Annotated in this window: 18 protein-coding genes and 1 other RNA gene; 6 read left to right on the top strand and 13 right to left on the bottom strand. The window is 62.4% G+C overall.

Annotated features, from left to right (window positions below; genetic code table 11):
* Window positions 1–7: 7 nt before the first annotated feature.
* The 3 genes from rsmH to rsmI form a co-directional block, all read right to left on the bottom strand.
* Window positions 8–1,009 carry a 16S rRNA (cytosine(1402)-N(4))-methyltransferase RsmH gene (gene rsmH, locus R5R73_RS07805; RefSeq protein WP_276232411.1) on the bottom strand — a complete coding sequence of 334 codons (1,002 nt, stop codon included), beginning with the start codon at window positions 1,007–1,009 and terminating at the stop codon, window positions 8–10.
* Window positions 1,010–1,040: 31 nt separating this feature from the next.
* Window positions 1,041–1,391, bottom strand: an RNA gene (gene rnpB / locus R5R73_RS07800) — RNase P RNA component class A.
* A 205-nt stretch (window positions 1,392–1,596) separates the two neighbouring features.
* Window positions 1,597–2,451: a 16S rRNA (cytidine(1402)-2'-O)-methyltransferase gene (rsmI, locus tag R5R73_RS07795; RefSeq protein WP_322529355.1), complete on the bottom strand. Its 855-nt coding sequence runs from the start codon at window positions 2,449–2,451 to the stop codon at window positions 1,597–1,599.
* Between the two features lie 241 nt (window positions 2,452–2,692).
* Here rsmI and R5R73_RS07790 point away from each other — a divergent pair, with 241 nt between their 5' ends.
* The 4 genes from R5R73_RS07790 to R5R73_RS07775 are packed head-to-tail and all read left to right on the top strand — an operon-like array spanning window position 2,693 to window position 6,137.
* On the top strand, window positions 2,693–4,573 hold the full coding sequence (locus R5R73_RS07790; RefSeq protein WP_322529354.1) for a penicillin-binding protein activator: 1,881 nt from the start codon (window positions 2,693–2,695) through the stop codon (window positions 4,571–4,573).
* Window positions 4,557–4,961, top strand: coding sequence for a YraN family protein (locus tag R5R73_RS07785; protein WP_322529353.1), 405 nt, complete (start codon window positions 4,557–4,559; stop codon window positions 4,959–4,961). The genes R5R73_RS07790 and R5R73_RS07785 overlap by 17 nt, the downstream gene beginning before the upstream one ends.
* 22 nt (window positions 4,962–4,983) lie before the next feature.
* A complete protein-coding gene (locus R5R73_RS07780) occupies window positions 4,984–5,577 on the top strand; it encodes a phosphoheptose isomerase (RefSeq protein ID WP_071232878.1) in 594 nt (197 codons plus the stop codon).
* Between the two features lie 5 nt (window positions 5,578–5,582).
* On the top strand, window positions 5,583–6,137 hold the full coding sequence (locus R5R73_RS07775; RefSeq protein WP_071232879.1) for a BON domain-containing protein: 555 nt from the start codon (window positions 5,583–5,585) through the stop codon (window positions 6,135–6,137).
* Window positions 6,138–6,261: 124 nt separating this feature from the next.
* Here R5R73_RS07775 and R5R73_RS07770 read toward each other — a convergent pair whose 3' ends face one another.
* The 5 genes from R5R73_RS07770 to zapE all read right to left on the bottom strand — a co-directional run bounded on the left by R5R73_RS07770 (window position 6,262) and on the right by zapE (window position 9,980).
* Window positions 6,262–6,762 carry a ClpXP protease specificity-enhancing factor gene (locus R5R73_RS07770; protein WP_071232880.1) on the bottom strand — a complete coding sequence of 167 codons (501 nt, stop codon included), beginning with the start codon at window positions 6,760–6,762 and terminating at the stop codon, window positions 6,262–6,264.
* 35 nt (window positions 6,763–6,797) lie between these two features.
* A complete protein-coding gene (locus tag R5R73_RS07765) occupies window positions 6,798–7,424 on the bottom strand; it encodes a glutathione S-transferase N-terminal domain-containing protein (RefSeq protein WP_071232881.1) in 627 nt (208 codons plus the stop codon).
* A 191-nt stretch (window positions 7,425–7,615) separates the two neighbouring features.
* Entirely contained in the window at window positions 7,616–8,005 is a 390-nt protein-coding gene (gene rpsI / locus R5R73_RS07760; RefSeq protein ID WP_071232882.1) for a 30S ribosomal protein S9, read from the bottom strand.
* An 11-nt stretch (window positions 8,006–8,016) separates the two neighbouring features.
* Window positions 8,017–8,445, bottom strand: a complete 429-nt coding sequence (rplM, locus tag R5R73_RS07755; protein WP_071232883.1) for a 50S ribosomal protein L13 — start codon at window positions 8,443–8,445, stop codon at window positions 8,017–8,019.
* A gap of 353 nt (window positions 8,446–8,798) precedes the next feature.
* Entirely contained in the window at window positions 8,799–9,980 is a 1,182-nt protein-coding gene (zapE, locus tag R5R73_RS07750; protein ID WP_322529352.1) for a cell division protein ZapE, read from the bottom strand.
* Between the two features lie 186 nt (window positions 9,981–10,166).
* Here zapE and R5R73_RS07745 point away from each other — a divergent pair, with 186 nt between their 5' ends.
* The gene (locus R5R73_RS07745; RefSeq protein WP_322529351.1) at window positions 10,167–10,619 is read left to right on the top strand and encodes a YhcB family protein; all 453 of its coding nucleotides are present in this window, start codon (window positions 10,167–10,169) and stop codon (window positions 10,617–10,619) included.
* A 112-nt stretch (window positions 10,620–10,731) separates the two neighbouring features.
* On the opposite strand, the gene R5R73_RS07740 is transcribed toward R5R73_RS07745, so the two are convergent.
* Window positions 10,732–11,490: a Nif3-like dinuclear metal center hexameric protein gene (locus R5R73_RS07740; protein ID WP_322529350.1), complete on the bottom strand. Its 759-nt coding sequence runs from the start codon at window positions 11,488–11,490 to the stop codon at window positions 10,732–10,734.
* Between the two features lie 283 nt (window positions 11,491–11,773).
* Here R5R73_RS07740 and R5R73_RS07735 point away from each other — a divergent pair, with 283 nt between their 5' ends.
* Complete coding sequence (locus R5R73_RS07735; RefSeq protein WP_322529349.1) at window positions 11,774–13,090, top strand: Do family serine endopeptidase; 1,317 nt, start codon at window positions 11,774–11,776, stop codon at window positions 13,088–13,090.
* A gap of 71 nt (window positions 13,091–13,161) precedes the next feature.
* Here the strand turns inward: R5R73_RS07735 and hisD are convergent, their stop codons facing one another.
* From hisD to R5R73_RS07715, 4 genes are all read right to left on the bottom strand, one after another.
* Window positions 13,162–14,472, bottom strand: a complete 1,311-nt coding sequence (hisD, locus tag R5R73_RS07730) for a histidinol dehydrogenase (protein ID WP_322529348.1) — start codon at window positions 14,470–14,472, stop codon at window positions 13,162–13,164.
* Window positions 14,473–14,547: 75 nt separating this feature from the next.
* Complete coding sequence (gene hisG / locus R5R73_RS07725) at window positions 14,548–15,195, bottom strand: ATP phosphoribosyltransferase (protein WP_087717929.1); 648 nt, start codon at window positions 15,193–15,195, stop codon at window positions 14,548–14,550.
* Window positions 15,196–15,481: 286 nt separating this feature from the next.
* Window positions 15,482–16,744 (bottom strand): UDP-N-acetylglucosamine 1-carboxyvinyltransferase, encoded by a 1,263-nt coding sequence (gene murA / locus R5R73_RS07720; RefSeq protein ID WP_071232889.1) that lies wholly within the window; start codon window positions 16,742–16,744, stop codon window positions 15,482–15,484.
* Window positions 16,745–16,801: 57 nt separating this feature from the next.
* Window positions 16,802–17,056 (bottom strand): BolA family protein, encoded by a 255-nt coding sequence (locus R5R73_RS07715; protein WP_110635225.1) that lies wholly within the window; start codon window positions 17,054–17,056, stop codon window positions 16,802–16,804.
* Window positions 17,057–17,147 lie beyond the last annotated feature (91 nt).

Genomic DNA, 17,147 nt, shown 5'->3' with positions numbered 1-17,147 from the left:
TTGCTCCTTATCTCGACTTCTCGACGGCAGGCCCCAGCTTCTCGGCGATGCGCATGACCGCACTGCGCGCACGGGGGTTCGCATCGACCTCGCTGTCGCTGGCACGCATTGCCTTGCCTACCGGCTTGAGCCGCTTGTCGAGTTGATCCTCGCGAATGGGCATGCCACGGGGCAAATGCGTATCCCCGCGAGACTGATCGCGAATGAAACGCTTGACCAGCCGATCTTCCAGCGAATGAAAACTGATCACCACCAGCCGACCTCCAGGCGCCAGCGCATCCAGCGCGACGGCCAGGGCGCGTTCCAGCTGGCCCAGTTCGTCATTGAGATGGATGCGAATGGCCTGGAAGACGCGAGTTGCAGGGTGCTTGCCCTTTTCCCAGGCAGGATGCGCCGCCTTGACGATCTCGGCGAGCTGATGGGTCCGTTCGATCGGGGCCTCGCGACGCGCCGCGACGATGGCCCGCGCGATTCGCTTGGCGAAGCGCTCTTCCCCGTAGGTCTTGAAGACACGCGCCATCTCCTGATCGTCGGTGCGCGCGATCCATTCGGCAGCGCCAATGCCCGAGGTCGGGTCCATGCGCATGTCCAGCGGGCCATCCCGCAGGAAGCTGAAGCCGCGCTCGGGGTCGTCCAACTGGGGAGAAGAAACACCGACATCGAGAAGAATGCCGCTCAAACGGCCATGGACACCGCACGCCTCGGCATGACGGTCCAGTTCGCCAAACACGCCGCGACATACCGTCAGCCGCGGGTCGTCGATCTCGGCGGCAACCGCCAGCGCGGCAGGATCGCGGTCGATCGCGATCAGGCGCCCACTCTCGTCGAGACGGGAGAGAATCGCTCGAGAGTGGCCACCACGGCCGAAAGTGCCATCGAGATAGACACCGGTGGGGGACTGCACCAACGCATCCACGGCTCCGTCGAGCAGCACGCTGGTATGGCGAAAATCGGCGCGATTCGCCGCACCGCCTTGGGGTGCTTCTGGAGCGTTGTCGCGGTGCTGCATGAAGATCTCGGTATCGAACGGCGGAAATCGAAGAGGGAGCCGGCCGATAAGCCGGGTTCTGTCTAAGACAGTCATTCATCTAGGAAACGCGTCGCCACGTTTCTCAAGCAACCTACCCGGATCCAGCGCGGGCCGCGCCAAAGGATCCCTATTTGGTCTTGCTCCAGGTGGGGTTTACCGTGCCACGCACTGTTACCAGGCGCGCGGTGCGCTCTTACCGCACCCTTTCACCCTTACCGGCAGCGAATCGCTGCTTAGGCGGTCTACTCTCTGCTGCACTAGCCGTCGGCTTGCGCCGCCCAGGCGTTACCTGGCACCTTGCCCTATGGAGCCCGGACTTTCCTCCCCCGGCAATGCCGGCGGCGACTGTCTGGCCGACTCCCAAGCGCGCAAGAATAGCAGCCCCCCGTGACCCTCTCAAGACAGCATTGCCGCGTTGAGCGAAAGCCGTTGCCATCGGCACGAAAACGTCGCGTAATGCCGACACTTGCAGCCCATGACAAGGGCTAAAGACATCTTTACAAGAGATCTTTACAAGAGATCTTCAAAAGAGACCTTCACAACATCCAGGAATCCCGGGTATCGACCTAGACGTCAGACTTCAATTCTAGTGCCATCTGATACCAGTGCTTGCGACGCCCGCCCAGAAGGCGCACGACGACCGCCGCCGCGTTCTTGACCGCTACCCCTTCGGCCAGCATCGCGCGGAGCAGCGCTTCGCCCTCGGCATCATCGGCAGCTTCCTCCCGGGGCGGCGCGCCGGCCAGCATGACCACGAACTCTCCCCTCGCCTGATCGGGATCTTCGTCCATGATGCTCAGCAGTTCGGCCGCGGAACCGTCGAGCAGTGTCTCGAAGGTCTTGGTCAGCTCCCGTGCCAGCACCACCTGGCGCTCGCCGACCACGGCGGCGAGATCCGCCAGCAGATCGCGAATCCGGTGCGGCGATTCGTAGAACACCCGCGTTTCTTCCCGCGATGCGCCCGCCTCCAGTTGCTTCCGCCGCGGACCGGACTTGGCCGGCAGAAATCCCTCGAAGGTGAAGCGATCCGTCGGCAATCCGGCGGCGCTCAGCGCCGCGATCAGTGCGCAAGGGCCCGGGATCGGTACCACACGGCACCCGGCCCGACGCAGCTCTCGCACCAAGACGAATCCCGGATCGGAGATCAATGGCGTTCCGGCATCGCTGACCAGCGCCAGTTGCGCCCCATCGGCCAGCCGTCGACGAAGCTGCTCGACCCGTGCCGCCTCATTGTGTTCGTGCAACGAGACCAGCGGCCGCTCGATACCCAGATGCCGAAGCAGACGCTGCGTATGCCGCGTATCCTCGGCCGCGATCGCATCGACCTCCGAGAGAACCCGGCCCGCCCGGGCGCTCAGGTCCTCAAGATTCCCAATCGGCGTAGCGACCACGTACAATACGCCTTCCTTTGTCTCGCTCATTCGGTACCATCCGGATTGACATGCATTCACATCGACGACCGCCACTGGCAGACTCGATGCTCAGTTTCGGCAAGGAAGCCTCCGCAAGGCCGCGATGGACGACCACAGGCCATCGATCGATAGACGCCTTCAGCGGAACGGGTAAGGGTCAATGCTTCGGGCTACGATTTATCGATAGTGGCTTCATCGATGACGGGTGTCCCGGGCGCAAGACCTCTCAACAAGTAAAGGGAAAGACACTATGCATAACGCGCTGCGGCGACTCCTCCTGCCACTGGTGGCAACTCTGACGCTGGCAGGCTGTGCAGGCCAGAGCATGATGCAGGACATCAGCGGCCCGAGCGCCCAGGAGCTACTCCAGCAGGCCAATGCCCAGAGCGGACAACAGGCTGCCGCTTCCCGCCTCGAGGCGGCGGATATCCTAGCACGCCAGGGCGACACGGCGCAGGCACTCCAGATCGCCAGCCAGATCGACAGCACCCAGCTCGACAGCACCCAGCGAATCCGCTGGGCCATGGTGCTGTCCGACAGCGCGCTAGCCGAGGAAGATGGTCAGAGCGTGATTCGCGCCACCGATATTCTCGATAGCACGAGCGAGCTCTCGACCGGTGATCGGCAGACGTTGCGCTATCGCCGCGGTCTTGCCCTGAGCATGATCGGCGAACCGGAGGCGGCGGCCCGCCTGCTGATCGGCCTGCAGCGCGACAACGCTCCTTACGAGCTGAACGACGACATCTGGAAGCCGCTGTCGGGTCTCAGCCCCACCGCGCTGGATGCCCTGGCTGCGACGGATAGCGACCCGGTCACTCAGGGCTGGGTGGATCTTGCCCGCCTTTACCGTACCAGCAGCGGTGATATCTCCAACCTGTTCGATCGTCTGGATCAGTGGCGTAGCCGCTATCCGAACCACCCGGCCAATCGACGACTGCCGCAGGATCTGTCGGCGTTACGCCAGCTCGAAGGCAATGAAGTCGACCAGATCGCCGTATTCCTGCCCGACAGCGGCCCGCTGGCCAATATCGCTTCGGCCATCCGCCAGGGCCTCGAAGCCCGCGCCAGCGATGCCGAAAGTCAGGGAGAACGCACCCCTCGACTGACCTTCATCGACTCCAGCCAGCAGAATCTCGATGCCCTCTATGCCCAGGCGACGATGAGCGGCGCCCAGGCGGTGATCGGCCCGCTCGACAAGGACAAGGTCAGCGAGCTGGAAACCCACGGTAGCGTGCCTCTGCCCACGCTCGCGCTGAACTATGGACAGCATGCGCACAACCAGGCGACCAACCTGTTCCAGTACGGCCTGTCAGCGGAAGACGAGGCACGCCAGGTCGCCCATCGCGCGTATCTCGACGGCCACCGCCGGGCCGGCATCATGGTGCCGGATAACGAGTGGGGCTCGCGCATTCTGGCCGCGTTCCGCAACGCGTGGGAGACCGAAGGGGGCAACGTCGATTCGGTGGTCAGTTACGATCCGTCGGGATCCGTTGCCACGGCGGTGCGCAATCTGCTCGACAGCGACCCCTCGAGCATGGACATGCTGTTCCTGCTCGCACTGCCCAGCTACGCCCGCCAGGTACCACCGACACTGGAGTTCTATTACGCTGGCGATCTACCTGTCTACGCCACCTCTCACCTCTATGAGGGCACGCCACAGCCGCGCGCCGATCATGACCTGAACGGCGTGCAGTTCCTGGACATTCCGTGGATGATTCCGGACGCGGCCGTCGGCGGTGTCGACGCCCTGCCTTTCGTTTCCACCTTCCGCCGACTATCGCAGCAAGACAGCGACCCCGGCTTGCTCAAGCTCAACGCCATGGGTGTCGACGCCTATGAGCTCGCCCGCCGCCTGCCGCTGATCCAGGCATTACCGAACACGCAGATCTTCGGCGCCACCGGTACGTTGCAGGCGCGCGACGACGGCCGCATCCAGCGCACCCTGCCCTGGGCGCTGTTCCAGTCCGGCACGCCACAACCGCTATTGATGGCACCGGTAGCCGCACCAGCCAGCTCACCCTCGGATCCCGGCGGCGACGCTGGCAGCGTATCGCAGCAAGCGCCACGAAACGCATCCGGCAGCGATCTCAACGGATTCACACTGGACACCGACGATGCCAGCGCCAACTGATCGGCCGACGCCCGCGAACCGGGCGGCGCCCGTCAGCCGGCGTCAACTCGGGCAGCAGATCGAGCAGGCTGCTGCCCGCTGGCTCGCGACACAGGGTTTGACGCTGGTTGCCAGCAACCAGCACGCCAAGGGTGGCGAAATCGATCTGGTGATGCGCGACGGCGAGCATCTCGTGTTCGTGGAGGTACGTCACCGCCAGCGCAGCGACTACGGCAGCCCGCTCGAGACGATCACGCCAGCCAAGCAGCGGCGCATCATCAAGGCCGCGCGTTTTTATCTTCATGCGCAACAGCTATCATGCCCCTGCCGCTTCGACGTCGTGGGCGTGACCGGAAGCCCTCCCCTGCTCGAATTCGACTGGATTCGCTCCGCCTTCGACGCATATTGACCCAGGCCCTAATAGGCAGCCCATGGATTTTCAGACACGCATACTCGACCTGTTCAACGCCAGCATCGACACCAAGACCTACGCCAGTGAAGTCTTGCCGCCTTTCATCGAAGTCGCCAGCCAGATGATGGTTCAGTGTCTGGTCAGCGAAGGCAAGATTCTGGCCTGCGGAAATGGGGGAAGCGCTGGCGACAGCCAGCACTTCTCCTCCGAGCTGCTCAACCGCTTCGAGCGTGAGCGCCCGAGCCTGCCGGCACTGGCCCTGACGACCGACACCTCGACCCTGACCTCGATCGCCAACGATTACAGCTATAATGATGTTTTCTCGAAGCAGATCCGGGCGCTGGGCCAGCCAGGTGACATCCTGCTGGCGATTTCGACCAGTGGCAATTCGGCCAACGTGGTCCAGGCCATCCAGGCAGCGCACGATCGGGAAATGAGCGTCGTTGCCCTGACGGGGCGCGACGGTGGAGACATGGCCTCGCTACTGGGCCAGGAAGATTGCGAAATTCGCGTCCCGGCAACCTCCACCGCACGAATCCAGGAAGTTCATCTCTTGGTCATTCACTGCTTGTGTGATCTGATCGACCAACAGCTATTTGGCAGCAACGAGTGAGACCCATGAAGAAGACACTGATCGCTTCCTCCTGTCTGATCGGCCTGCTGACGCTTGGCGGATGCGCCACCGGAAGCCAGCCAGAGAACTATGCCGAGCGTACGCCTGGCGCCAAGGTCGAAGACAGCAGCATCCAGAGCAAGATCTTCGACGCCCTCAATGCCGCGGACGCTCGTTACGGCGACGCCCACGTCAATGTCGATAGCTACAACAGCAATGTTCTGCTGACCGGGCAGGTGCCCAGCGACGAGCTCAAGCAGCGCGCCACGGAAATCGCCCGTAACGTGCGCAGCGTTCGGCAGGTCCATAACGAGCTGATGGTATCGGCCAACACACCGGTCAGTCAGCGCATGACCGACACCTGGATCACCGGGCGCATCAAGGCCAACCTGGTCGCCAACGAGGACCTGGACGCCAACCTGATTCGCGTCATTACCGAAAATGGCACGGTCTACCTGATGGGGCTCGTCACGCAACAGCAAGCCAGCCAGGCAACCGCCGCCGCCTCCGGCGTGGGCGGCGTCCAGCGCATCGTCAAGGTATTCGAATACCTCAACTAATCATTCGGCGGGTCTCGACCCGTGACAAAAAAGCCGCTGCCGAATTCGATTCGGCAGCGGCTTTTTGTGATCCCGGTCCGTCACTGGCATGAAAACAGGCACAGCGACAACCGCAAACGGCAGCTTACTTGACGATACGCAACGACGGCTTGCCCTTCTCCGGCCGGCTTGGCGCTTCGCCACCGCTCTCCTCGTCGGCAGATTCGGATGGCTTCGAAGAGGTGCTGTCCGAACGGTTCTCGACGCTTTCCAGCGACGGACGCCCCTCGTCTTCCCTCTCCGCTTCCTCTTCTCCATCCGAGAAGCTCGGCATGACCGGCTCCTGGCCGAAGACCATACCCACACCATTTTCGCGAGCGTAGATAGCGATCAAGGCATCCATCGGCACGACGACCTGCATCGGCTGACCGCTGAAGCGCGCCCCGAAAGTGACCGCCGCATTGTCGATCATCAAATCGCGCACGGCCGCCGGTGCGATGTTCAGCACGATCTGACCATTCTGCACGAATTGTTGCGGCACCTTGACGTTGGGCTTCCCGGCATCGACCACGATATACGGTGTTTGCTCGTTATCCAGCAACCACTCATAAAGAGCTCTTGCCAGATAGGGACGGCTAGTCAGCATGTCATCTCCTTCAGGCAGCTTACGACAGGCGCCGTTCAGCTACGCATCTCACGTTCGGATTCGGATAGCGCCACCTTGAAAGCATCACGCGCGAAGACCCGCTCCATGTAGCTCATCAACGGAGCGACCTGCTTTTCCGGCAACTCGACGCCCAGTGCCGGCAGACGCCACAGGATCGGTGCGATGCAGCAATCCACCAGGGTGAACTCTTCGCTCATGAAAAACGGCATGTCTTCGAAGATGGGCGAGATCCCGGTCAGGCTTTCACGCAATTCCTTGCGCGCCTTTTCGGCGTCCTTCTTGGAACCTTGCTGGATCTGCTCTACCAGCGGACACCATTCACGCTCGATGCGATGCATCCACAGACGGCTCTGCGCACGCGCCACCGGGTAGACCGGCAACAGCGGCGGATGCGGGAAACGCTCATCGAGATATTCCATCATGACCTTGGACTCGTAGAGCACCAGATCACGATCCAGCAGCGTAGGCACGCTGTTGTAGGGATTCAGATCCGCCAGTTCAGCGTTATGCTCGTCGGCCGAGACGTCCAGGATATCGACAGCCACGCCCTTTTCCGCCAGCACGATTCTGACGCGATGGCTGAAATGATCCTCACTACCGGAGTAAAAGATCATCGACGATCGCTTGGCCACTACACCCATGAGACTTTCCTCGCATTAATTCAACGACCATGATACCACGACGGGCAACCCGGCCGGGCGCCTCGCCGACCACAGGAAGCTCGAATGCATACGTGTCACGTGCCAATAGCCACGCACCAATAACCACGTACCAACAGCAAAACGCCCGACTGAATAAGTCGGGCGTTGAGCGCAGAGGCGATCCTGCAGGATCAGCGCTTGGAGAACTGCGGACGACGACGTGCCTTGCGCAGACCCACTTTCTTACGCTCGACTTCACGAGCATCGCGGGTCACGTAGCCAGCCGCACGCAGCGGACGACGCAGCTCTTCGTTGTATTCCATCAGCGCACGCGTGATGCCGTGACGAATCGCGCCGGCCTGAGCGGAACCACCACCACCCTTGACCGTGACGTAGACGTCAAACTGGCCGGTAGTCTCGGTCAGCTCCAGCGGCTGACGCACGACCATCTGCGCGGTGACGCGGCCGAAGAACTCGCCCAGCTCGCGATCATTGATGGTGATCTTGCCGGTGCCCGGCTTGAGAAACACACGAGCGGTAGAAGTCTTGCGACGCCCGGTGCCGTAATACTGTTGTGCCATGACGGTTACCCTCAGATGTTCAGTTCTTGCGGCTGCTGCGCGGCGTGCGGATGCTCGGTACCGGCATACACCTTGAGCTTGGCGTGCATGGCACGACCCAGCGGACCTTTGGGCAGCATGCCCTTGACGGCGCCTTCGATGATTCGCTCCGGCGCATGGTCGATCAGCTTCTCGAACGACATGGTACGCAGACCGCCCGGGTAACCAGTGTGACGGTAGTAGTTCTTGGCTTGCGCCTTGTTACCGGTCACATGCACCTTCTCGGCGTTGATGACGACAATGTAATCGCCGGTATCGACGTGCGGGGTGTATTCCGGCTTGTGTTTGCCACGCAGGCGGCGAGCGATTTCTGTCGCCAGACGACCGAGCGTCTTGCCCGATGCATCAACGACATACCAATCGCGCTGCACGGTATGCGGCTTGGCACTGAACGTCTTCATGAGTGTTTCACCAAATAAGCGTATTTGGGCGTCGAAGCGGATGCTTCTCGGCCATCCCTATTTTTCTTGGGTTGCTCGTCCACCGAAGGCTGCAGAGCAGCTTCCATTCGGACGGCAACGGATCGAAGAGCGCGCATTGTACACGAGCCCTCTGGGCGGCGAAAGAGGTAGACGAGCCTGTCTCGCGCCACCCCGTCATGCCCTGCCTTCAGAGGGTGTTTACAAATTCGGCGAGCGAAGACAAGACAAGGCGAAATCGGCCGAAAAAGCGGAGTTTACAAGGGCTAAATGAGTATTTTGAGACCGATTTCAACGCCGTATTGTCGAGCGCAGGCATTTTGTAAACATCTCTCTCAGGGCTTGTGCGCCAGCGCCAGATAGTCCCGCGACTGCATTTCCTGAAGGCGCGACAGCGTACGCTCGAATTCGAAACTGAGGTTGCCCCCCGTGTAGAGCGACTCGACCTCGGTCTCCGCGGAGAGCAGCAGCTTGACCGCGCGATCGTAGAATTCATCGACCATGCTGATGAAGCGCCGCGCCTGATCGTCGTTGCTCCCGCCCATGCACGGCACATCCGACACCAGCACGGTATGAAACTCCCGCGACAGCTCGATGTAATCGTTCTGGCTGCGCGGTCCGTCGCAGAGCATCTTGAAATCGAACCAGATGACGCCCTCATGGCGACGGCGCGCTTTCAGCTCGCGATGGTTGACCGTCAGCGTCTCATCGCGCTGCCCCTCGCTGCCGGCCACCGAGCGGAAGCTCTTCGCCAGCTGCTTTTCGGCATCGGCATCGAGCGGGGAATGGAATATCTCGACCTGCTCGAGCGCCCGCAGGCGATAGTCCACGCCGGAATCGACATTGACCACCTCGCAGTGGCGCTTGAGCAGATCGATTGCCGGAAGAAACCGGCTCCGCTGCAGGCCGTCCTTGTAGAGATCGTCAGGCACGATGTTCGAAGTCGCCACCAGCACGACGCCCTGCGCGAACAGCGCCTCCATGAGATTGCCCAGGATCATCGCATCGGTGATGTCCTTGACGTAGAACTCGTCGAAGCAGATCACGCGCGCCTCTCCGGCGAACTTGGCCGCGATCCGGGTCAGCGGGTTCTTTTCACCCTTGTGCACCTCGAGCTCGCGATGCACGCGCTGCATGAACCGGTTGAAGTGCGTGCGCATCTTGCGATCGAACGGCAACGATTCATAGAACACATCGACCAGGTAGGTCTTGCCGCGGCCGACACCACCCCAGAAGTAGAGCCCCATCACCTGCGGCTTCTCGGGTGCCTGGGGCTCCGATGCCTTGCGCTTGCCGAACAGCCCCGCCACCTTCGAAAGCTTCGACTCCCCGGAGACAGCGGCGGACGGCCTGGGAGCCGGGGCCCGCTGGAGATCGTCATACAGACGCTGCAGATGTTCGACGGCATTCTCCTGCGCGGCGTCGTAGCTGAAGTCATCACGCTCCAGATCGGCGCGGTAGCGTGACATCGGCGTCATGGCGTTCGAATTTGACGTCGCAGACTGGGGAGAACTCATGGCGGTATCGTGGCCTCGGTCGAAACAGGTGGCGGCATTATAACCTCCGACGAAAGTCTTGACAGTGGCAGTCAGACAAGGAAGGTTTGACCCGGTAGCCGAGCGAGTCGATATAATGACCCCGCACCGACCTTAAGAACGGTCTATGAGAAAGGTCGTGCCCGGCACGACGACGAGGAGCGCATTGTGAACGAAAGCAATATCGACTGGATTCTGGCAATCGCCTGCTTCCTGGCGGGCATCGGTATCGGCGCCCTTTGTTACCATCTGCTGAACGCCAACGTGGCCCGCAATCAGAAAGTGCGCCAACGCTTGGCCGAGACCGAACTGGAACTCAATCAGGTCAAGGATGCCTTGAACGATCATTTTGCCAAGGTGGCCGATCTGGCTTCCAGCATTCAGCGCCAGAGCCACGATCTCGAGCAGCATCTGATCCATGGCGCGGACAAACTGGTCGATGACCTCAAGCTGAAACGCCGGCTGCACGGCGCTCAGGAAGAAAGCGAAGACGTCGATGCGCCGCAGGTTCCGCGCGACTATGCCGACGGCAAGGGCGGTACGCTAGCCGAGGATTATGGCGTTCGTCAGCGCAAGACGGCCGAGCAGCAGGACAGCGCTCCCCAACCGCCTCGCTATTGACCTCCTTCACCCCGTCGGCAGTCGAAACCGACTCCCGACGGGCCGCCCCATCTATCCTTCATTTTATATTCTTCCCCTCCTATCCTTCCCCCTTCACGCCGGCCTTCTCCCTTCACGCGGGATTGTCGATATCCACGAAACGGTGCTCGATATCGAAGCGGCCTTTCAACCACTCGCCCAAAGCCTGGATTCCGTCTCGTTCGGTGGCATGATGCCCCGCCGCAAGGTAGGTAATACCCATTTCGCGCGCCATGTGCGTGGTACGTTCGGAAACCTCGCCGGAAATGAAAACGTCCGCTCCCGCCTCGGCCGCCAGTGGCAGCATGTCCTGCGCACCGCCGGTACACCAGGCCACGTTTCGGATGGTACCGGAATGCCCTTCGATCAATAGAGGCGTGCGGCCCAGCGCCTGTTCGATGCGAGCCGCAAGCGCCCGGCTATCCAGTTCGGTGTCGGGCTTACCCATCCACAGCAGCCCCTGCCCGAGCTCGCCATCGAGACAGCGTTCCACCTCGAAGCCCAACCGCCGCCCCAGGCAGGCGTTATTGCCCAGCGTGAGGTGTGCATCCAGCGGTAGATGATAAGCCAGCAGGTTGAGATCGTTGCTCAATAAGGTGGCGAAACGGCGGCGCTTCATCCCCGTCACGCTGACCGACTCGTTCTTCCAGAAATACCCGTGGTGCACCAGTACGGCATCGGCTCCCCACGCGACGGCCTCGTCCAACAGCGCCTGGCAGGCCGTCACTCCGGTCAGAACCCGACCGATCGACTCCCGTCCCTCTACCTGCAACCCATTGACCGTGTAATCCTTGAACGCGTCGGTACGCAGCTCCGTATCGATAGCCGCCTGTAGCGTCTGCCGCGAAATCATACTGTCTCCCAGCGGAAAGCCTTGGTGAATGTTACACTTATGTCACTTGTCGCCATGGCCTCGTCCACGTTGCGAGATGTCATGACGGACGTCGTTTCTCTCTCGTCTCCTCTCGATCGACGAGCCTGATGTGATTGCGTATCCGATCGCTTGCCGCAGTCGACGAGGCTTCGATAAACCGCCTTGCGGCATCATCAAGTCACGAGGATGACATACCGACTCGATGACGCGGCAATACGGATTTAACGAGACCACCCGGGTTTTCAGTCTAAGGACTCAGCACATGCGCCGCCACCTAGCCGCCTATCTGTGGCCCGCCCTTTGCGGCATTCTGCTTGCCGTCGTCTTGCTCTACGCGTTTCCATCACTGCTGGGACGAGACACACCCGACGAGACCTCCCGGCCAACTGGCATCGCCACCACGACCGGCTCGCAGAACGCCGACCGGCCGCCACCCGATGTCGTCGACGCGCCGGCACTGGATCGTCACGAAGGCCCGGTCAGCTACGCCAGGGCCGTCAATCGCGCCGCCCCCGCGGTCGTCAACGTCTACTCGTCGCGCGTCGTCGACACCAACCAACACCCATTGATGTCGGACCCCTTCTTCCGCCAGTTCTATGGCAAGAACATGCCGCAGCGCCAGCGCATGCTGTCGAGCCTCGGCTCCGGCGTGGTAGTCAGCGAAGAAGGCTACATCCTGACCAACAACCACGTCATCAACGACGCCGACCAGATCCAGGTCGCGCTGCGAGACGGGCGCGAAGCCATTGCTCGGGTCATCGGGACCGATCCGGACAGCGACCTGGCCGTACTCAAGATCGACATGGAAAACCTGCCGGTCATTCAACTGAGCAACTCTGAAGACATCGCCATCGGTGACGTCACGCTGGCCATCGGCAATCCTTTTGGCGTCGGCCAGACCGTGACCATGGGCATCATCAGCGCCACCGGGCGCGATCACCTCGGCCTGAGCCGTTATGAAGATTTCATCCAGACCGACGCCGCCATCAACCCGGGCAATTCCGGCGGCGCGCTGGTGGATGCCAACGGCTCCCTGATCGGTATCAACACGGCGATCTTTTCCCGCTCCGGCGGCTCGCAGGGCATCGGCTTCGCGATTCCGGCCAATCTGGCGCGCAGCATCCTCGACGACATCGTGACCCACGGTCGCGTCATCCGCGGCTGGCTGGGCATCGACGCACAGCAGATGACCCCGGACCTCGCCGCCTCGTTCGGCCTCAAGACGCTGAGCGGCGTCATCATCGCCAATGTGGTGCCCGGCGGCCCCGGGGACGAGGCGGGACTACGCCCCGGCGACATCCTGCTGGCGATCGATGGCAAACCGATTCTCGACCCGAGGGAGACCCAGGTCGATATCGCCGAAATCCCGCCTGGCACTCAGCTCCCGCTGACCATCGTCCGGGGCGGCGAAAAGCGAGAGGTCACCCTGACCGTCGGCGAGCGTCCGCAACCCGTCGAACCCGGCAGCAACGCCGCCCAAAAAGCCAGCGCGCCCGCGGACGCCGACGACTCGGCTTCTGATGCGCCCGGTGCAAACACGGAAGGGCACGACGCCGACACGGAAAGCACCTCTCCATAGCGTCATAGGCCAGAAACGACATCGCCGCCCCGGCAAGGGGCGGCGATCGAACAGATCCGAACGGTGACTGCTCAGCGCTTCAGGCGATTCTCCGCCGAGCGCGCATGAGCCGTCAGCGACTCCCCTCGCGCCAGCACGGAGGCGGTCCGGCCCAGCGTATCGGCCCCGTCCGGGGAGCACTGAATCAGTGAAGATCGCTTCTGGAAATCGTAGACACCCAGTGGCGACGAGAAGCGTGCCGTGCCGGAGGTCGGCAGTACGTGATTGGGGCCGGCGCAGTAGTCGCCGAGCACTTCCGCGGTGTAGCGCCCCATGAAGATGGCGCCGGCATGGCGCACCTTCGCTGCCATCTCCTGCGGCGCCTCCACGGAAAGCTCCAGGTGCTCGGGAGCGATCCGGTTGATCAGCTCGACCGCCTGTTCGGGGCCGTCGCATAGCACCAGCGCACCGCGCCGCGCCAGCGATTCACGGATGATCGCCTCGCGCTCCATGGTCGGCAGCAGCCGCTCTATGGACGCCTGAACTGCTTCGAGATGTTCGGCATCCCAGGTGACGAGAATCACCTGCGCGTCTTCATCATGTTCGGCCTGGGAAAACAGGTCCATAGCCAGCCAGTCGGGATCGGTCCCGCCATCGGAAACGACCAGGATCTCGGAGGGACCGGCGATCATGTCGATGCCTACCTGCCCGAATACCGCGCGCTTGGCCGTCGCCACATAGATATTGCCCGGCCCGACGATCTTGTCGACCCGAGGAACGCTCCGAGTGCCATGAGCCAGCGCCGCCACGGCCTGGGCACCGCCCAGCGTGAATACCCGGTCGACCCCGGCAAGATGCGCCGCAGCCAGCACCAGTTCGTTGACGATGCCATCCGGCGTCGGCACGACCATGATGATTTCGCGCACACCGGCCACGTGCGCCGGCACGGCATTCATCAGTACCGACGAGGGATAGGCGGCCTTGCCGCCGGGTACGTAGATACCGACCCGATCGAGCGGCGTCACCTTCTGGCCCAGCACGGTGCCATCCGGCTCGCTGTACTGCCAGGATTCCGGCTTCTGGCGCTCGTGATAGAGCCGGATGCGCTCGGCGGCATGCCGCAGCGCCTCGCGCTGTTCCGCCGGCACGCCCTCGAATGCCGCCTCGAGACGTGCCGGGCCGATCACCAGCTCGGCCATGTCGGTAGCGGACAGACGGTCGAAGCGGTTGGTGTACTCGATCACGGCGTCGTCACCGCGCTGGCGAACGGCGGCGATGATCTCGGCGACCCGCTCCCCGACCTCATGGTCGGAGACACCTTCCCAGGCCAGCAGTGAATCGAGACGCGTATCGAAATCGGTATCCCGCGTGGTGAGGCGGGCAATGGTAGTCGTTTGGCTCATCTTTGCATTCTCTCTACGTTCGGCCGATCGCCGTCCACCGACCGGCACGCCATTCACGCTTGACGGATCGGTGTCTCAGGCGGCTGGAAGACGCGTTGCCACGGCTTGACGCAGGCGCTCGATCAGCGGCCTCAGCCGCTCGTGCTTCATCGTCATCGACGCCTTGTTGACCACCAGTCGCGTGCTGATGTTCTCGATCAGCTCACGCGGTTCCATGCCGTTGGCCCGCAGGGTATTGCCGGTATCCACGATATCGACGATTTCGTCCGCCAGGTTCATCAGCGGCGCCAGTTCCATCGCCCCGTAGAGCTTGATCACCTCGGCCTGGATGCCCTGCTCCGCGTAATAGCGGCGCGCCACATTGACGAACTTGGTCGCGACTCGCCGCTTGGCATGCGCCGGTTGCGCACCCACGATGCCCGCCGTCATCAAGCGGCAGCGTGAAATCCCCAAATCGAGCGGCTCGTAGAGCCCCTCGGCACCATGCTCCAGCAGAACGTCCTTGCCGGCGACGCCAAGATCGGCCGCGCCCAGCTGCACGTAGGTCGGCACATCCACCGCGCGGATAACCACCAGCTTGACGTCCGGCAGATTGGTATCGAACAGCAGCTTGCGGCTCTTGCCGAAATCGTCCGCCGGCGTGATGCCCGCATCCGCCAGCAGCGGCAGGGTCTCTTCGAGGATACGGCCCTTGGACAGGGCCAGAATCAGTTGGTTGCTCATGTTCTCTCTTGCCGTCGCCTAGGGTCTGTTGTCATTTCAGCGCGAACCGCGTTGCTGCGCCAAATGGTGCCAGGCCAGGCGCGGGATGCAGAGAAGGGTGGTTCCCTTTTCCAATCCCGCAAACGCCGCATGGCACCATTAGCCGCACAACCCGAAGGGCCGGGCCAGTTTTTGCACGGCGCTGCGTTATTCGTCGCTCATTGGGAACGACCAAATCACACTCCTCACGCCTTGCCCCGAACAAAAGCTGGCTCCGGCACGGCCGTGCATGAAACGGCAACAGACCCTAACCCGGCACGCGACGAATGCGCGCGCCCAGTAGCTGCAATTTCTCTTCGATGCACTCGTAGCCGCGGTCGATGTGATAGATCCGGTCTACCATCGTCTCACCCTGAGCCACCATCGCCGCGATGACCAGGCTTGCCGAAGCCCGCAGATCGGTCGCCATCACCGGCGCGCCGGACAGCTTTTCGACACCGGTCACGACCGCCGTGTTGCCCTCGAGAGCGATATGCGCCCCCATGCGATTGAGCTCCTGCACGTGCATGAAGCGGTTTTCGAAGATCGTCTCGACCACCGTGCCGGTCCCTTCGGCCACCGCATTCAGCGCCACGAACTGCGCCTGCATGTCGGTGGGGAAAGCCGGATAGGGCGCGGTACGAAGGTTGACGGCCTTGGGCCGGCGCCCGCCCATGTCGAGCTCGATCCAGTCCTCGCCGGTGGTGATGGTCGCCCCGGCTTCCTCGAGCTTGGCTAGCACCGCCTCCATGATGTCCGCGCGGGTCTTGCGCACGCGAACCCGCCCACCGGTCGCGGCGGCGGCGACGAGAAACGTCCCCGTCTCGATACGGTCCGGCATCACATCATAGTGGCAGCCGTGGAGGCGCTCGACACCTTCGATGGTGATGGTATCGGTGCCCTGCCCACGGATATTGGCGCCCATGGCGATCAGGCACTCGGCCAGATCGACCACTTCCGGCTCGCGCGCGGCATTTTCGAGGATCGTCGTGCCCTCGGCCAGCGTGGCCGCCATCAGCAGATTCTCGGTGCCGGTTACGGTCACGGTATCGAAGAAGATCGTGGCACCCTTGAGCCGGCCATCGACGCGGGCGCGGATGTAGCCCCCCTCGACGGTAATGTCGGCCCCCATCGCCTCGAGCCCCCGGATATGCAGGTCGACCGGCCGCGAGCCGATGGCGCAGCCCCCCGGCAGCGACACGTCGGCGGTACCGAAATGCGCCAGCAGCGGACCGAGCACCAGAATCGAAGCGCGCATCTTCTTGACCAATTCATAGGGTGCGTGGCAATCGCGCACCTGCGAACCGTCGATCTGGATGCTCATTTTCTCGCCCATGACCGGCTCGATGCCCATTCGGCCGAGCAGTTCGAGCGTCGTGGTGATGTCCTGAAGGTGCGGCAGGTTGCCGATGGTAACGGGCTCGTCGGCAAGTAGCGTCGAGGCCAGAATCGGCAGCGCGGAATTCTTCGCTCCGCTGGCCCAGACCTCGCCATCGAGCGGCCCATTACCGGTGATGATCAGCTTGTCCATGAAGGTTCGCTATAGAATCGAATAGAGATGACCGGCCCGAGAGGCCCAGAAGGAAGATCAGACGCCGGGATTCTCGGGCGCCGTTTCCCACTGGGCAGGCGTATACGTCTTGATGCTGATGGCATGCAGCGCGCCGGAGGCGATCTCGTCGGCCAGGGCACCGTAGATCAGTTGCTGGCGCTTGACCGGGCTCATGCCCTCGAAAACCTCGCCCACGGCGATGACCTGAAAGTTGCAGCCTTCGCCCTGGATATGAAATTCACAGCCATCGATCTGACTTTCGAGACGGCTTTTGACATCGCTGGGTTGCATGACGATCGGGCTCCCTTGTGGCTGCTGCGCCGGATGCGCAGGGAAAGCGCCACATGGTAGCGGAAAGCGCCCCGTCTTGGCGATCTTGGCG

It is taken from the genome of Salinicola sp. LHM (assembly GCF_034479735.1).
Classification (GTDB): Bacteria; Pseudomonadota; Gammaproteobacteria; order Pseudomonadales; family Halomonadaceae; genus Salinicola; species Salinicola salarius.
This window is presented reverse-complemented; position numbering and strand designations above follow the sequence as displayed.

Bases quoted from the DNA above. Each gene is read 5' to 3' on its own strand.
- zapE (WP_322529352.1), bottom strand. From the start codon at position 9,980: ATGAGTTCTCCCCAGTCTGCGACGTCAAATTCGAACGCCATGACGCCG.
- R5R73_RS07785 (WP_322529353.1), top strand. From the start codon at position 4,557: ATGCCAGCGCCAACTGATCGGCCGACGCCCGCGAACCGGGCGGCGCCC.
- rsmH (WP_276232411.1), bottom strand. From the start codon at position 1,009: ATGCAGCACCGCGACAACGCTCCAGAAGCACCCCAAGGCGGTGCGGCG.
- R5R73_RS07770 (WP_071232880.1), bottom strand. From the start codon at position 6,762: ATGCTGACTAGCCGTCCCTATCTGGCAAGAGCTCTTTATGAGTGGTTG.
- rpsI (WP_071232882.1), bottom strand. From the start codon at position 8,005: ATGGCACAACAGTATTACGGCACCGGGCGTCGCAAGACTTCTACCGCT.
- rplM (WP_071232883.1), bottom strand. From the start codon at position 8,445: ATGAAGACGTTCAGTGCCAAGCCGCATACCGTGCAGCGCGATTGGTAT.
- R5R73_RS07775 (WP_071232879.1), top strand. From the start codon at position 5,583: ATGAAGAAGACACTGATCGCTTCCTCCTGTCTGATCGGCCTGCTGACG.
- R5R73_RS07790 (WP_322529354.1), top strand. From the start codon at position 2,693: ATGCATAACGCGCTGCGGCGACTCCTCCTGCCACTGGTGGCAACTCTG.
- R5R73_RS07740 (WP_322529350.1), bottom strand. From the start codon at position 11,490: ATGATTTCGCGGCAGACGCTACAGGCGGCTATCGATACGGAGCTGCGT.
- hisD (WP_322529348.1), bottom strand. From the start codon at position 14,472: ATGAGCCAAACGACTACCATTGCCCGCCTCACCACGCGGGATACCGAT.
- R5R73_RS07735 (WP_322529349.1), top strand. From the start codon at position 11,774: ATGCGCCGCCACCTAGCCGCCTATCTGTGGCCCGCCCTTTGCGGCATT.
- R5R73_RS07765 (WP_071232881.1), bottom strand. From the start codon at position 7,424: ATGGGTGTAGTGGCCAAGCGATCGTCGATGATCTTTTACTCCGGTAGT.
- murA (WP_071232889.1), bottom strand. From the start codon at position 16,744: ATGGACAAGCTGATCATCACCGGTAATGGGCCGCTCGATGGCGAGGTC.
- R5R73_RS07715 (WP_110635225.1), bottom strand. From the start codon at position 17,056: ATGCAACCCAGCGATGTCAAAAGCCGTCTCGAAAGTCAGATCGATGGC.
- rsmI (WP_322529355.1), bottom strand. From the start codon at position 2,451: ATGAGCGAGACAAAGGAAGGCGTATTGTACGTGGTCGCTACGCCGATT.
- R5R73_RS07780 (WP_071232878.1), top strand. From the start codon at position 4,984: ATGGATTTTCAGACACGCATACTCGACCTGTTCAACGCCAGCATCGAC.
- hisG (WP_087717929.1), bottom strand. From the start codon at position 15,195: ATGAGCAACCAACTGATTCTGGCCCTGTCCAAGGGCCGTATCCTCGAA.